Source organism: Actinokineospora iranica (assembly GCF_900101685.1).
Classification (GTDB): domain Bacteria; phylum Actinomycetota; class Actinomycetes; order Mycobacteriales; family Pseudonocardiaceae; genus Actinokineospora; species Actinokineospora iranica.
Genome location: NZ_FMZZ01000012.1, coordinates 54,324 through 69,084 on the forward strand (window position 1 = coordinate 54,324; position 14,761 = coordinate 69,084).

At 69.6% G+C, this 14,761-nt stretch carries 13 protein-coding genes; 10 read left to right on the forward strand and 3 right to left on the reverse strand.

The window, feature by feature from the left end:
* Positions 1–118 precede the first annotated feature (118 nt).
* The 5 genes from BLS56_RS22565 to BLS56_RS22580 all read left to right on the forward strand — a co-directional run bounded on the left by BLS56_RS22565 (position 119) and on the right by BLS56_RS22580 (position 3,295).
* Positions 119–1,066: an acyl-CoA desaturase gene (locus BLS56_RS22565; RefSeq protein WP_091454478.1), complete on the forward strand. Its 948-nt coding sequence runs from the start codon at positions 119–121 to the stop codon at positions 1,064–1,066.
* A 103-nt stretch (positions 1,067–1,169) separates the two neighbouring features.
* On the forward strand, positions 1,170–1,634 hold the full coding sequence (locus tag BLS56_RS22570; protein ID WP_091454481.1) for a PPOX class F420-dependent oxidoreductase: 465 nt from the start codon (positions 1,170–1,172) through the stop codon (positions 1,632–1,634).
* Between the two features lie 173 nt (positions 1,635–1,807).
* Positions 1,808–1,957, forward strand: a complete 150-nt coding sequence (locus BLS56_RS31680) for a hypothetical protein (protein WP_175482981.1) — start codon at positions 1,808–1,810, stop codon at positions 1,955–1,957.
* A 227-nt stretch (positions 1,958–2,184) separates the two neighbouring features.
* A complete protein-coding gene (locus BLS56_RS22575) occupies positions 2,185–2,556 on the forward strand; it encodes an STAS domain-containing protein (protein WP_091454484.1) in 372 nt (123 codons plus the stop codon).
* Positions 2,557–2,872: 316 nt separating this feature from the next.
* Positions 2,873–3,295, forward strand: a complete 423-nt coding sequence (locus BLS56_RS22580; RefSeq protein WP_091454488.1) for a hypothetical protein — start codon at positions 2,873–2,875, stop codon at positions 3,293–3,295.
* Positions 3,296–3,420: 125 nt separating this feature from the next.
* On the opposite strand, the gene BLS56_RS22585 is transcribed toward BLS56_RS22580, so the two are convergent.
* Positions 3,421–4,464 (reverse strand): fatty acid desaturase family protein, encoded by a 1,044-nt coding sequence (locus BLS56_RS22585; protein WP_091454490.1) that lies wholly within the window; start codon positions 4,462–4,464, stop codon positions 3,421–3,423.
* 515 nt (positions 4,465–4,979) lie between these two features.
* Here BLS56_RS22585 and kamB point away from each other — a divergent pair.
* Positions 4,980–5,642, forward strand: coding sequence for a 16S rRNA (adenine(1408)-N(1))-methyltransferase KamB (gene kamB, locus BLS56_RS22590; RefSeq protein WP_091454493.1), 663 nt, complete (start codon positions 4,980–4,982; stop codon positions 5,640–5,642).
* A gap of 422 nt (positions 5,643–6,064) precedes the next feature.
* Here kamB and BLS56_RS22595 read toward each other — a convergent pair whose 3' ends face one another.
* Entirely contained in the window at positions 6,065–7,189 is a 1,125-nt protein-coding gene (locus tag BLS56_RS22595) for a DUF371 domain-containing protein (protein ID WP_091454496.1), read from the reverse strand.
* A gap of 133 nt (positions 7,190–7,322) precedes the next feature.
* Here BLS56_RS22595 and BLS56_RS22600 point away from each other — a divergent pair, with 133 nt between their 5' ends.
* Positions 7,323–8,213, forward strand: coding sequence for a sigma-70 family RNA polymerase sigma factor (locus BLS56_RS22600; protein ID WP_091454724.1), 891 nt, complete (start codon positions 7,323–7,325; stop codon positions 8,211–8,213).
* Between the two features lie 3 nt (positions 8,214–8,216).
* Here BLS56_RS22600 and BLS56_RS22605 read toward each other — a convergent pair whose 3' ends face one another.
* A complete protein-coding gene (locus BLS56_RS22605) occupies positions 8,217–9,524 on the reverse strand; it encodes a glycosyltransferase 87 family protein (RefSeq protein ID WP_091454498.1) in 1,308 nt (435 codons plus the stop codon).
* Between the two features lie 212 nt (positions 9,525–9,736).
* Here BLS56_RS22605 and BLS56_RS22610 point away from each other — a divergent pair, with 212 nt between their 5' ends.
* The 3 genes from BLS56_RS22610 to BLS56_RS22620 all read left to right on the forward strand — a co-directional run bounded on the left by BLS56_RS22610 (position 9,737) and on the right by BLS56_RS22620 (position 14,693).
* Positions 9,737–10,087, forward strand: a complete 351-nt coding sequence (locus BLS56_RS22610) for an MmcQ/YjbR family DNA-binding protein (protein ID WP_091454501.1) — start codon at positions 9,737–9,739, stop codon at positions 10,085–10,087.
* A 716-nt stretch (positions 10,088–10,803) separates the two neighbouring features.
* On the forward strand, positions 10,804–12,042 hold the full coding sequence (locus BLS56_RS22615) for a hypothetical protein (RefSeq protein ID WP_228771843.1): 1,239 nt from the start codon (positions 10,804–10,806) through the stop codon (positions 12,040–12,042).
* Entirely contained in the window at positions 12,042–14,693 is a 2,652-nt protein-coding gene (locus BLS56_RS22620) for a phospholipase D-like domain-containing protein (protein ID WP_091454502.1), read from the forward strand. The genes BLS56_RS22615 and BLS56_RS22620 overlap by 1 nt, the downstream gene beginning before the upstream one ends.
* The last annotated feature ends 68 nt before the right edge of the window (positions 14,694–14,761 follow it).

Genomic DNA, 14,761 nt, shown 5'->3' on the forward strand with positions numbered 1-14,761 from the left:
CATTTCGGACACGACGCCCCCCGTGCGTTGTTTGGTGTCCGGTCGGGCGCCTGGTTTGCTTACCGCCGAGTGGGTACCGGTCCCTGGAGGTACTCGTCATCGAAGCTGGAGGCAGCACATGACCGCGACCGTCGAGGGCAGCGGATCGCCGGTGGACGCGGGAGGGCCGAAACCGATCTACGGCGCCCCACGCGCCAACTGGCCGCAGTTCGGCACCTACCTGTTCATCCTCGTCCCCTTCGTCGCGCTCATCGCCGCCGTCCCGTTCGCCTGGGGGTGGGGCCTGGGCTGGGTCGACGTCGCGCTCGCGGTGTTCTTCTACACCTTCACCTGCCTCGGCGTGACCGTCGGCTACCACCGCTACTTCACCCACGGCGCCTTCAAGGCCAAGCGCCCGGTCCGCGTCGGACTGGCCATCATGGGCAGCATGGCCCTGCAGGGCCCGATCCTGCACTGGGTCGCCGACCACCGCAGGCACCACGCCTTCGCCGACCGCGACGGCGACCCGCACTCGCCGTGGGCCTTCGGCACGTCCCCGCTGGCCCTGGTCAAGGGCTTCTGGCACGCCCACATGGGCTGGGTCTTCGACCGCAAGCTCACCAACGCCGAACGCTTCGCCCCCGACATGCTCGCCGACGAGGACATCGCCCGCGTCGACCGCCAGTTCGGCCTGTGGACCGCGGTCACCCTGCTCGCCCCCGCGCTGCTCGGCGGCCTGCTGACCTGGTCCTGGTGGGGCGCCCTCACCGCGTTCTTCTGGGCGGGCCTGGTCCGGGTGTCGTTCCTGCACCACGTGACCTGGTCGGTCAACTCGATCTGCCACATGATCGGCAACCGCCCCTTCAAGTCCCGCGACAAGGCGACCAACTTCTGGCCCCTGGCCGTGCTCTCGATGGGCGAGGCCTGGCACAACCTGCACCACGCCGACCCGACGTGCGCCCGGCACGGGGTGCAGCGCGGGCAGGTGGACGTCTCGGCCCGGCTCATCTGGATCTTCGAGAAGCTCGGCTGGGTGAGCGAGGTCCGCTGGCCCACCCCGCAGCGGCTGGCGAAGCTCGTCAAGTAGCACTCCCGCGCGGCGCGGCCTCATCTCCCGAAGGTGGCTGTCGGGACACTCGACGTTGTGAAGGTCGTCGCCGGGGTGGGGGTTCGGGCTTAGGGTCGAGGGTATGTCGCCGCGAATCGCCACCGAACGGATGCCGGAGCGGGCCGAGCTGCTGGACTTCCTGCGGGCCAGGACGCGGTGCGTGCTGGCGACCACCCGGGCTGACGGGCGGCCGCAGATGTCGCCGGTCACCCATGGGGTCGACGCCGAGGGGCGGGTGGTGATCTCGACCTACCCGCAGCGGGCCAAGGCGCGCAACGCGCGGCGCGACCCGGCGGTTTCCCTGTGCGTGGTTTCCCACGACTGGAACGGTCCGTACGTCCAGGTCGACGGTCGCGCCGAGGTCCTTGACCTGCCGGAGGCCCTGGAACCCCTGGTCGAGTACTTCCGCGTGGTCTCCGGCGAGCACCCGGACTGGGCCGAGTACCGGCAGGCCATGGTGCGCCAGGGCAAGTGCCTCATCCGGGTCGTCATCGAGCGCTGGGGGCCGATCGCCACCGGTGGGTTCCCGCCCGGGCTGGTGCGCTGAACGCTGCGACGGCACCTCATCGGGCTGGAGCGCCCCCTTTTCGGTTGACGGAAAACCGCGAATTACCCACAGCGGCGCAATTCCTTACCACGACCGTGGGCGTTACTACTTCAATCGGGTGGCGGTAGGCGCCTTTTGGTAACACAACGCTCTGTGTGGTCGATCGTCTCGGTATGTCAGTCGAACTGAGGGACCTCGCGTGGGCCAAAGCCGCGCTGGAGTGGCGTGCCCGGGCGCGGCGGCATGATATCGGGGAGTGTCCGCGCGACGAGCAGCGCCTCGTGCCGGACATCGCGGAAGCCCGCCGTCGGGCGCGGCGATGACGATGACATTGACGAAAGCGACAATCTCCGTTGTCGTGATCAACGAATAGGCGGCCCGCCCGCTGTGGTCTTGGGCACGCGGGAGTGTCGCGGTGCGGGTACCGTGAATAGCCGGCGTTATAGTCCCTCGGAAATCGAGCGGCACGCCGCGTCGGTGATCGTCCGCCCCAGCCGCTCGCGCAGGCGGTCTTTCCGCGCGCTGGCTTGAGAAGTCCGGGAGGCCCGCCGTGCAGTCGCGCGAGCCGTTGGCGGTCGCCACGCGCCGGACGCGTTCGGCCGTCGTGGTCTCGGCGGCGGGCCGGATCGACCTGCTCACCGAGCGTCCCTGGCGCGAGCAGGTCGAGGACGCGTGCGCGGAGGACACCGTCAAGCGCTTCGTCGTGGTCGACCTCACCCAGGTGACCTTCATGAGCGTGGCGACCGCGCCGCTGCTGATCCGGGCCCACTACCACTGCCTGCACCGGGGCAGGCTCCTGCGGGTGGCCGCCCCGCTCGGGCCCGCGCTGCACACCCTCCAGGTGACCGGGGTCCGGGACGTGGTGACGGTCTACCGCGATCTCAACGCCGCGCTTGAACCGCCGGTCCGCTCCTCCTGGTGACGCGGTCCGCCGATTCGGATCTCGCACCGAAAGCCAGGTCTCTCGTTCGAGTGCTTTTCGCCGCCAAGCAGGCAGTTGGCCCTAATGGGTGATCTTTTGTGTCGACGGGTAGCTCACACGTCGCAAGGCTCGCAACCGTGACGGTGCTCCCGCTGGCGGATCGGATGATTCACCCGGTCGGGGATTGAGGCCGATTATTCGAGCGCGGTTCGCATTTACTCCGGGCTCATCACTTCGGGTGATCGAATGGTCACGGTTCGATCAACCTGGTAGCGATTGGCCCCGCAAGTCGAACCCTTTTGAGAGGAACACCCGTATGAACCGTCACCTCGTTCGGATCGCGTCCGCGGCCGCGACCGTGGGTGCGATGTCGTTGGCCGGAGTGGGCCTCGCGGCTGCTGACACCCCTGAGCCCGGGCTCCCGGTCTCGGCCAGCGAGTCCGACATCGATGAGCTGCACGCCGTCGAGGTGGGCACCGACGACAAGAACATCACCGACGTCGCGAAGACCGAGGCGACCGAGAAGATCCTGCCCGCGGGCGTCATGAGCCTGGTGCAGGGCGCTCTTGGCCTCGGCGGCAACGGCGGACCCCTCAGCAGTCTGACCGGCGGCAACGGCGGGCCCCTCAGCAGCCTCACCGGCGGCAACGGCGGGCCCCTCAGCAGTCTGACCGGCGGCAACGGTGGACCCCTGAACGGACTCACCGGCGGCGGCTCCGGCACTGTCGCCGGTGAGTGACCACCCCTTCGCCCACGCGTCCCGAAACGCGAGCTGGTGAGGCAGTGACCTGGTGACCTCGTGACGCGGTGACCGACGAGCCCCGGCGACCAGGACAGGTCGCCGGGGCTCGGGTCGTGCGTGGATCAGGTTGTCGAGGAGCGCAGCGGGGCGCCGACCTCGTGCAGGTGCCGCAGCACGTGGCCGTAGGAGGCGAACAGGCCGCACTGGGCGTACTCGATGCCGTGCTCGGCGCAGTGGTCGCGGACGATCGCCTGCGCGTGCCGCAGGTTGGGGCTGGGCATGTTGGGGAACAGGTGGTGCTCGATCTGGTAGTTGAGCCCGCCCAGCGCGATGTCGGTGACCACCCCGCCGCGCACGTTGCGGGAAGTCAGCACCTGCTTGCGCAGGAAGTCGAGGGTCTGTCCGGCGGGGACGGTGGGCATACCCTTGTGGTTCGGGGCGAACGAGCAGCCCATGTACACCCCCCACAGGCCCTGGTGGACGGCGATGAACGCCAGGCCCATCAGCGGCGGCAGCACCAGGAACACGGCCGCGAGGTAGACGACGGCGTGGCCGATCAGCAGGGCCTTCTCGGTCCGCCGGGCGGACTTGACCTCGCCGGACCAGACCGCCTGCGCGCTGGACATGTGCAGGTTGAGGCCTTCGAGCAGCAGCAGGGGGAAGAACAGGTACGCCTGGTTGCGCACGGTCCAGCGCACGAACCCGCGCTTGGCTTCCGCGTCGGCCACGGTGAACGCCAGCGGGCCGATGTCGAGGTCGGGGTCGTCCTCTTCGTGGTTGGGGTTGGCGTGGTGCTTGTTGTGCTTGTTGACCCACCAGCCGTAGCTGAGCCCGACCAGGGCGCCGTGCGCGAGGCCGGTGATGTCGTTGGCCCGCTTCGTGCGGAAGATCTGCTTGTGTCCCGCGTCGTGTCCGATGAACGACAACTGGGTGAACATCACCGCGAGGAACGCGGCGACGGCCAGCGTCCACCAAGTGGCGCCGAGGAAGACGAAGGCGCCCCAGCCCGCGGCGAGCGCGATCAGGTTCAGGGTGATGCGGGCGATGTAGTAGCCGCGGCGTCGCTCGAGCAGGCCTGCCGCCCGGATCCGGCGGGACAGTGCGGTGAAATCGCTCGCTGTCGCCGGTGGCGGCCCGGTCATGGTGGCGATATCGGATGAAGTCATGTAGTTCTGTCTTCCCGTGGGTGGGCGGCGCGTCCGCGGGCGCGAGGACGAGACGCGTCGAAAGAAAGTCGCGGAGAACTTCGGCGGAATTCGCCGTAGACCTTCGCCTGGCTCGCGGAACGGACCAGCGCCGAGTAGCGGGCGAGGCGGGGTCACGGCACCTCCGTGACCTATGTTCAGCGTCTCATCGACGTGCGGGTTCGGCAAGCGCGGAGGTCAACGCCTCGGCCTGCGAACTTAGCGCGGAACCCACCCGCGCCCACCGCTCGCCCCGCTCCCTCGACGCCATGGCAGCGCTCGCTGGACAATGCGGCAGCGCTCGCCGGACTGCCCCCTGGCGTCCCTCGGGGCTCCGGCCGGACGTGCCGGAATCCGTGGCGGCGCAAAGGAGCGGATCACCCCACCGACGACAGCGCCGCGTTGTGGGCGAAGTGGACGCCCGCCGCACCGCCCCTCCCCGCCGCTGAACGGGATCGCGCCGTCCCGCGCCGAAGCCGGTCGTTAGGCTGTCCCACATGCGCCGCATCACCGGAAAGCAGGTCGTCGACCTCAGCGGCCCGGACTTCGACACCCTCCTGTCCCACCACGACGACGTGACCCTCGACGTGGGCACCGGCGACGGCAAACACGCCTTCCACCTCGCCAAGGCCCACCCCGACCGCCTCGTGATCGGCCTCGACGCGGCCAAGGACAACCTGCGCAAAGTCGCCACCAAGGCAAGCGCTCGAAAAGGCGGCCTCCCCAACCTCGTCTATCTGTGGGCCGCGGCCGAAAGCCTCCCCGCGGAACTGCACGGCGTCACCGACCTCCATGTCCTCATGCCCTGGGGCAGCCTCCTGCGCGGAATGCTCGGCTCCGACCCGGCCATGCTGCGCGGCCTCGCCGCTGTCTGCGTTCCCGACACCACCTTCCTGGTCACCCTCAACCTGCACGCCTGGCGCCCCCCGGTCCCCGAGGTCGGCGAACACCCCGAACCGACCCCCGAGTCCGCCGCCACCGAGCTGGGCCCAGCCCTCAAAGCGGCCGACTGGCGCCTCGACACCGCGGAATACCTCGACGCCGAAGCCATCAGCGCCCTCGCGACCTCCTGGACCCGCCGCCTCAACTCCTCCCGTGACCAACTCGACGTCCTCGCCCTGACCGGCCTGATCAACCCCACCCCGGACAGCACCACCTGACCGAGCCCCACTAGTCGCCAGGGCGCTCCGCAGCCTCACCCACAGCCCATCCCGCGGACTCGCGGTGCCCACTACCCCGCCCGCCGGCGAATCCCGCGCGCCCGAGCCGCCCATTCACCGCGAAGCTCCGCATACCCGGGACTCCGTTTATCCGCGGGACCCGGCGCTGATCGGGCTCCCGCTCGCCGTGAAACCCCCGCGCTCTCGGAACTCGCGCTCTCTCCGTTCCCTCGAAGTTCCCTCGAAACCTCCTCTCACCCCCATTCCTCTGGCCAGGGGCGCGCCAACCGTCTTGTCCTGTGGTGGGCAAGTTCCCCCAAGGGTGGCGGCCCTGAGTTCCTGCCCTCTTCCAAGCTATCGACGCAGGGCTCAAGCGGCAAAGGGGTGCGCGCTGCCCTGTGGATAACTTGGATTCGCCCTGGTCAGAGCTTCCGCGGACGGTCCAGGCCGAGCACGAAGTCGTATGCCTGCTTGCGCGACCACCCCGGCTGGTCCGCGAGCGCGCGGGCCAGCGTCTTCGCCGACACGTCCTGCGCCAGCAGCGCGGTGAGCAGCGCCGCCGGGGTCAAGTCCGGCGCGGGATCGCCGGGGAAGTCCTCGACCGGGTCGAGCGCGCACAGGACGTCCCCCGAGCCGCCCACCTCGCGCGCCAGAGCCAGCGGCCCCCACACCGGAATCTCCCCGGCGTGCGGCAGCACAGTCGCCGCACGGGTGCCGACCGCGCGTTCCGCTTCGTCCAGGTGCCGGGCCAGATCACTTGCCGGGCACCGGAATACCACTGTGGACGATCGGTGCGCCGTGGCCAGCCGCACGACGTCGCGGCGGGCGAATCCAGTGGCGAGCAGCACCGGTCCGCCGAGCGGGGACGCCTTCGCCACCGCCAACTCCGGTGGCAGGCCGAGCACCTCGACCACCGGCCGGTCGGCCAGCAGCGCCCGCACAGCCGGGCCTGTGGTGTCCGTTGTCGACACGGCCAGGACCCGTGCGCTGTCGGAGGGCACCTTCGCGCCGACGATCCCACCGTGCGCGGTGACGACAGACCGGGCGGCGGGGTCCTCGGCGAGGACGGCGGCCGCGGCCGCGCATTCGGCGGCGAGCCGGTCGTCGTGGCCCTGGCCTGCCCGGTAGCGGACCAGCCTGGGATCGGGCCGGTCGTCGCGCTCGACCACGACGTCGACCACCGCGGCCGGGTCGGCCATGGCGGCGGCCAGCGCGCGCGGGAGGTCGGCGGCGGCGAGGTCGGCGTCGGTGGCCAGGGTGTTCGGCAGCCGTTCGCCGCTGCGGCGCACGACGGCCGCGCCACCGGGCCGCCACCGGGAGTTGGCCAGAGCGCGCACCGTCGCGGTCTCGCCGCCCGCGCTGACGGTGATCAGCACCGGGCCCGCGAGGGCGGCAGGCGGGTCGCCGACCAGCGCGCTGTCGACGCCGACCACGCACGTCGCCCGGCCGGTGATGTCGGTGTCGACGGCGAACTCGAGGGTCTTGGCATGGGTCGCCCGGATCTGCCGGTGCCCCCGGCACCGCAGCCGCAGCAACTCGTCCGCCACCGTCCCCGCACCTCTCCCTGGTCCGACCGAGCATAGTGAGGCGCGCCCCGGGCAGGATCGCCACGGGGTCCTGTCACAACGGTCGAGGTGGGCACGTCACCCCTAAGACGGAACCTGATCGAAGGATGTGACCGTGACCGACAGCGACTGGCTGGCCAAGCGATTCGAGGACAACCGCGCCCACCTGCGCACGGTGGCCTACCGGATGCTGGGCTCGCTCCCCGAGGCGGAGGACGCCGTCCAGGAGGCGTGGCTGCGGCTGTGCCGCGCCGACACCGACGACGTGCGGAACCTGGCGGGCTGGCTCACCACGGTCGTGTCCCGGGTGTGTCTGGACATGCTCCGCACCCGCAAGACCCGCCGCGAAGACCCCGTCGGCGACGACATCCCCGAGCCACCCGCCGCGGAGACCGGCCCGGAACAACAGGCCATGCTCGCCGACACCGTGGGCCCGGCGCTGCTGGTCGTCCTGGAGACCCTGGCCCCCGCCGAGCGCCTGGCGTTCGTCCTGCACGACATGTTCGCCGTCCCCTTCGACGAGATCGCGGGCATCATCGAGCGCTCACCGGCCGCGGCCCGGCAGCTCGCCAGCCGCGCCCGCCGCCGCGTCCAGGGCGTCTCTTCCGCTCCGGAGGCAGACCTGGCCCGTCAGCGGGAAGTGGTCGACGCCTTCCTCACCGCCTCCCGCGACGGCGACTTCACGGCCCTGCTCACCGTCCTCGCCCCGGACGTCGTGCTCCGCGCCGACCCGATGGCCGTCGCGGGCGCCACGGCGAACCAGGCGGCGGGCGCGCCAGTCCTGGCGGCCGAGGTCCGCGGCGCCGCGTCGGTGGCCAAGGCCTTCACCGGCCGGGCCCGCGCTGTCGGGTTGGCGCTGGTCGACGGAGCGGTCGGGGGCATGTGGGCGCCCGACGGCGAGCCCCGCGTCGTCTTCGACATCGTCGTCAGCGGCGGCAAGATCGTCGCCATCGACGTCGTCGCCGACCCCGCCCATCTCGCCGAACTCGACCTGTCTGTCCTCTAGCGACTATTGGAGAACCCGGCCTGCGGCGAAGCCCGGGGCGAGGTCCCGTGGCCGGTCGGCGGCCTGCCCGACCACGTGGACGGCGGCGGAGGCCAGCAAGACCAGGCCGACGGTCACGTGCAGGGATTGCAGCGCGGTCACCGCGGTGTCGGGCAGGCCGTCCTTGGCGAACAGGAGGCCGGGAAACGGGAGGCCGATGTTGGTGCCGATCGGCCACGCGAACAGCAGCAGGTAGCCCGCGGCCGTCGACGCCAGCATCAGGCGGGAGCGGTTGACGTAGGCGGCGTGGGCGCCGAGCACGAGGAAGGGGACGAACCAGACCCAGTAGTGCGACCAGCCCATCGGCGCTATCAGGACGCCGGTGACGCCGACTGTCGCGACGGCGAGAAGTTCGTTTCCCTGCCTGCTGGCAAGCACCGCCACCGCGAGCGCGACCACCGCGACCAGTCCCGCGACCGAGAGCCACAGCAGGGCCGGGGGCTCCGCGTCGCCCAAGGCGCGGCCGATGACGCCGCGGAGGGTCTGGTTCTCCGAGCCGAGGGTGAACGCGGACCCCACGATCCGGTTGGCGTCGGCGACGTTGCCGGTCCAGAACCGCCAGGACTCGCCCGGGAGGACCAGGAACCCGACGCCGACTGTCGCCGCGACCGCCGACGCGGAGACCGCGGCGGCCCGGAAGCGTCTGGTGAGCAGCAGGTAGACGATGAAGATGCCCGGGACAAGCTTGATGCCCGCCGCGACGCCGACCAGGGCGCCCTTGGCGCGGTGGTGGTCGGGCAGGGCGAGGTCGAGGACGACCATGGCCATGAGGATGAGGTTGACCTGGCCCCAGGTGTTGTTCCACAGCACCGGTTGCAGCCCCAGGCTCAGCGCGCCGAGCGCGGCGGTGGCGGCGAGCCTGCCGTGGTCGCGGGCGTGGCCGAGCATGGCCCAGCCCGTCCACACCACGGCGAGCAGGGCGAAGACGTTGGCGCCGAGCACAAGGGCGGGCGCGACCGACACCGGAATCCCGACCAACGGCACGAACAGCACGGCGGCGAACGGGGTGTATTTGAACGTGCCCCCGATCGTCGGCAGCGCTGCCTTGCCCTCTTCATAGAGCGGAGCCCCGTCGAGAACGGCCTGCCCGGCGGCGACATAGGACCAGAAATCGGTCAGCGCGGAGCGCAGCGGCACCCAGCGGATTCCCCAGGCGTGGTAGACGTACAAGGCGATCAAGAGGATCATGCCCGCCCCGGCCAGCCAGGTGACGGAACCGGGTAGGGCGCGCGGTCTTGCGACAGTGGAATGCGACTTCACCGCGGTGACCATCTCACGGCCTCCGTGTCGCAACACGCCGAAAAGCCGACGACCACCCGGTCGAGCGAATTCCTCGGGGTGTCGCGGTCGATTTCTCGCCAACGGAAGAATGGGCCGGTCGGTCAGCGCATTGGTGAATACATCCGGCATCCAGTGCGTGCCTTGCCCCGCCGCGGGGCCCGGCGGCCTCCGGACTGTCGGTGGCGTGGGCGAGAATGACCCACATGGGTGTGTCCAGTGGTGAGTTCCTGCGGATGGTCGACCGGCTCGCCGAGGTCGAGCGCGCCAAGGCGCGGGACTACACGTCGTTCAGCGTGTGCGGCAAACGGTTCGGCTACCACTGGCCCAGGACGAGCACCGTCGGCCTCAAGCAGACCCTGTCCGAGCAGATCGCCCTGGTCGCCGAACGCCCCGACGTCTTCGAGGTCCAGTTCACCGCGGGCGGCTTCGGCTGGGTCGTCGTCCACCTCCCCAAGATCGACGCCGACGAGCTCCTGGAACTCCTCTACGAGGCCTGGCGCCTGTCCGCCCCCGAACCCCTCGCCGACGAGCACCCTCTCCCGGTGGGTGGCTGACTCCCGACCGTGAACGCCCCCGCTCGGACGGGGATTCTTTCCCGGCGATGCTCGTCACGGCGACATGTGCGAAGCGGCGACGGCTTTTGCCGCCAAGTCCGCTGATCGCAGCCTTGGTGCTGTGGCATCCAATGGAGACTATTTCGCCGATTTGCTGCCCAGGAAATTGTTACCGGACAGCGGGAACGAGGGGTGTCGACTCGGGCACGCGGCTGTCTTCCTGTCCGGTGATTGTCCGATTTTTGCACGTTGCGAGTCCGTTGTGTGCGGTCTCGCTACTTTTCACTCCGACCGACCGTCCGACAACAGGTCCACACGCGCCCTGCTGTGATGAGACGTCCGACTGCGGCTGATCCTTCTCCCCAGATGTCGGAGCACGCGGCACTGGGGTGTGAAGCATCTCTTCCCCAGAATGGGGCTAACGCGGTGGCCCCGGTAGCGATCACGTCAGTGTGACGAGCACGCCCTCAGTGTCGGTGGTTCACGGACCGCTCTGGTGCGATCGCGGCCTTGAGGTCCGGGGTGGCCGGTACCCGCTGTCGGTCGAAGGTCCGGTGTTGGCCGCTGTCGGCGTGCTTGTCCCAGGGGTGTCCAGCCTGACCCGACTTGCCAGGTGGTATGCGCTGTACTGGGCTTTGGCCGCGTTCGCGGCGGAGCGAGACCTGGACTCCGCGGCGTGCAGACGTGTGCTGCGTCGCTCCGAGGTGGCGCTGGCCATGGCGTACGAGCAGCACTACGCCATGGTGCCGAGCGATTCACCGTGGCCGCACGCACTTGATGCGATCAGGGGCCTGACCAACGCGGGCGAACAACGTGATCTGGACGCGGTGTACTCGCGGCGGCAGTGGGGTTTCTGGGATCAGTACAACGGGCCGAGTGTGACGCTCGGCACGGTATCGTTTGTCGATCGTGTGTTGCGCCCTGGCAGACATCGTTGCCCGGCCGCCGTTGTCGATCTTTTCCGTCCGGTGTTCGAGATCGCGATCGAAGGGCCGGTCAGTAACATCGACCTCGATGCCGCCCTCGCCTTCGATTCCCGGACCGCGCCCGAGTGCGCCCGTCTCCGGGACATCCTGTGCGCCACGCCGGACCTGGGTGAGTGGACTTCCGACGATCGCACTCGCCGGGCGACGTTGCGAGTGGTCGCCCGGGCCATCCAGCTGCATCCGAGCGGCGTCCACGATGTCGTGCGGGCTCTCACCTCGGTGGTCGCGTTCGGCCCCGCGGCCTCATCGGATCCTGTCCTCGCCGTCAGCGAACACGCACTTGACTGGCGGGGCGTCCTGCTTCGGCACTACTCGGTCGGGGCATGGCGCCGTCTGTGGGCCAGGCTCGTCGATCAGGTGCGCGTTCAACCCGGCACGGTTACCCGAGGCGACCTGCACGAGTGGGTCACCAGTGAACTTGCCGGTGTCGCACCAACTCTGCGCGCGCTCGTTGACGAACTGCCAGACTGGATCGACGATGCCGGCCACCCGCGGCAGGCCGAGGAACTGGTGCGCGCCACCGGTGCTTCCGTCGGCGCCGACATCAAGCTTCTGCTGCTCGGCGCGATCCGCGCCCGCACACTTACCGGACGTGCCCGTGCGACGTTCCTCGGGCGCGGAGGCGGCCAGTTCCTCGATCCTCGGTGGGTCGACCGGCGATGCGCCGAGCACGCCGTTCAGGTCCCGGCGGAGTTCGGCCGGGCGTTGGTGGACGATATGCTCGCGCAATCCCGCCGGGTCATGATGCGCAAGCTGATCCTCGGCGCTGATGGTCGAATGACCGTGTTCAGCAAGCTGCACGAGCGCAACGGCCGCTATTTCGCCGAGCACGCCGAGGGTACGGCGAATGTCGGCCTGCGAGTTCCCCAGCTTGCCGCGCTCGCCGAGCAGGTCGGGGTGTTCGGATCCACCCCGGCGGCGGCCTTGGCCGTCACCGACAGTGGTCGCCGAGCCCTGGACTTGCCCTGATGGCCGCGGGCGTCGTGACGTTCCACTCGCCCCTTTCGCTGCTGCGCGGGTGGACCGCGCGGACCGGCGTTCCATTGCGGGAGGCGCTGGTCACCGGGTACACCGCTGATCTGGTCTTCTTGGAGCGGCACTTCGTCGCGCTTTCCCGTGGCCTCGGCGCCCGTGTCACCGTGCTTACCGATGCGGGCCAAGCGGTGCACGATCCGGTCGACGTCCGGCACGCGGGACTCGCCTATCAGCACGGGCACGCACAGTGCGCGGGAGTTTTCCATCCCAAGCTGGTCGTGCTGGTCGGTGATGATGACGTGTGGGCAGCTATCGGTTCCGGCAATCCGACCCTTGCGGGCTGGGGACACAACGACGAGTTGTGGCTGGTTGTGCGGGCACGACGTGGCGCCGGGCCCGCCGCGCTGGGCGATTTGGGAGCCTGGCTCGGCGACCTGCCGGACGTGGTCGCCATGCCGTCGTGGATCGCTGACACCGTGCGGTACATCGGCGAGGCCGTGACGCCCGATGAGCCAGACGGGTCGCTTCCCGACCTGCGGATCGCAGGCAACCTGCGGCACTCGCTGGTGTCGGTTCTGCCAAATGGGCCTACGGACACGCTGGCCATCAGCGCGCCGTTCTTCGACGCGCATGCGGCGGCCGTGCGGGAGATCGTCGCCCGATTGGTCCCCGCCGAGCTGACTATTGCGCTCCAGCCGACGATGGCGCAGTACGACGGTGCCGCACTCGGCGCCGCGACCGCCACGGTGCCGACGATCGGCCTGCGACTTCTGGCTGAGGACCGGATGCGCCACGGCAAGCTGGTGGAGTGGTCGGTCGACGGCGCCAGATCGGCGATGGTCGGCAGCGCGAACCCGAGCGCGGCCGCCATGCTCGCCACCACCATGGCCGGTGGGAACTGCGAGCTGGTGGTCGTGTGTCCCGTCGAGACCACCCTCGTTCCGGACACCGAGACCGTGTCGATCACGCGGATCCAAGGGATTGACACCACCCCGGCATTTCGCGGTCAACCGGCGGGACCGTCGCTTGTCGTGGTAGGCGCGCGCAAGCTTGCCGACCGCGTCGTCGTCGAATTGAGCACAACCGCGACCGGACCGGTGTCGGTGCAGATGTCGCCCGATGCCACTCCCGGCAGTTGGAAGCTCGTGCATGTCCTGGAGCGGGCAGGCGCTGATGTGGTCAGTGTTGTCGAGTTCGCCATCCCCGATCCTCTCGGTCGAGCGGTGCGCGCCGTGACCGGTGATCCCGCCGCCTTGACCGTCTCCGCCGTCGTGTTCCTGACCGACACGGCACGCTGTGCCGCCCGAGACGATTCGACGCCCCGGGTGAGCCGGGACTATCCGCCGAACGAGCTGTTCACCGATCCGCTCTTGGCCAGTCGTTTCGAGCGTGACTTGGAGCAGCTGATCACCGACCTCGCCGGGCACCAGCTGCCCGATTCGACGACAACTGGGACCCGAACGAGCAACGAGGGCCAAGACGACCGGTACGGAGCGTGGGTCCGCGACACCGAGACATTGCTAGGGCCTTCGCTGGCCTCCTGGGTCTTCCCAGGACTCTGGCGAGTGTCGATGTCCGACGGGGAGGCTGAGTGGTCTATCGGGTCGACGCGGGAATTCGAGGCGGAGCCTGTCGAAGAGGCCGACGCCGCGGCTGAGGAACTTGGCGGGGTTGAGGTGGATCGGACCGACATCCATCCGGTGCCCGAGGCTCACCACAGTCGTTGGCGGCGGTTGGCGGGCAGACTCAGCCGGGCCGTCCACGGCAAACCGTCGCCGCTTGCCCTGCGCGCTGCGGTGGCCAAGCTGTTCGTCAACCTGCTCGCTGGAGGTGTCTGGGAGGACCGCGAGGAATGGCGTGACCAGCTTGCCGACGTGTTGGCAGTCTTGCCGCCCTCGGAGGCCGAGCATCAGGCGTATCCCGGTCATGCTCTGGAGGTCGTGGTCGCCTTGTGCGCGCTTGGCACGGCGTTGCTCACTCAGGACACCATTCTCAACGGGACGAGCGCGCGCGACCGGGTGACAACGGTGGCCTGGGAGCACACCCGCGCGGTGATCCCGTTCGCCGACGCCGCGGTGGTTGCCGACTACCTGGGCACAGCCGACGCTCCAAACGGTCGGATGGTGGGGACGGCTGAGTTCCAGGCACTGGTCGAGTTCACCACCGATGCGGAGGACGATCCGACCGCTGTGCTCCGGCGGAGGTTCGCGGAGCAGGGCATTCCCGCGCTCCGGCGGGACGGAGTGTGGATGGTCGACGGCGAGTTCAGGAATCCGCGCAGGGCTGCGGCAACCGCTGCGAACGTGGCAGGTTCTCCCTGCGCTGTCCTCGCTCGCAACGCCACGAAGGCGACAGCCATACTCCGGGCTGGAGATCGTATTGCCATCGCTGAGTCTGTCGGGCGCCAATGGCGGGTCTACCAGATGGGGCCCGCGAGCACTCCGGTGACGATGTTCGGTGGTGACGAAGGCTTGCCGCCTACCCGCGACCGCCATCCGCTTCATCCGGTGCCGAGGCCGGTCGTAGATCTTGCGAAACGAGTGGGCTGCGATCCCGCGCAGCTCGCGATCGCCTTGGCCCCGCGATCCGCCACTGAAGCGGCGTTGGGCAGTCGCGACACGCTCGGGAGTAGGTCATATCGGTAGCGGCACACGGTGTGAGCTAGGCCGACGAGGCTCCTCGGGAGCACAGCCACACCGTTTGTGTTGACTGT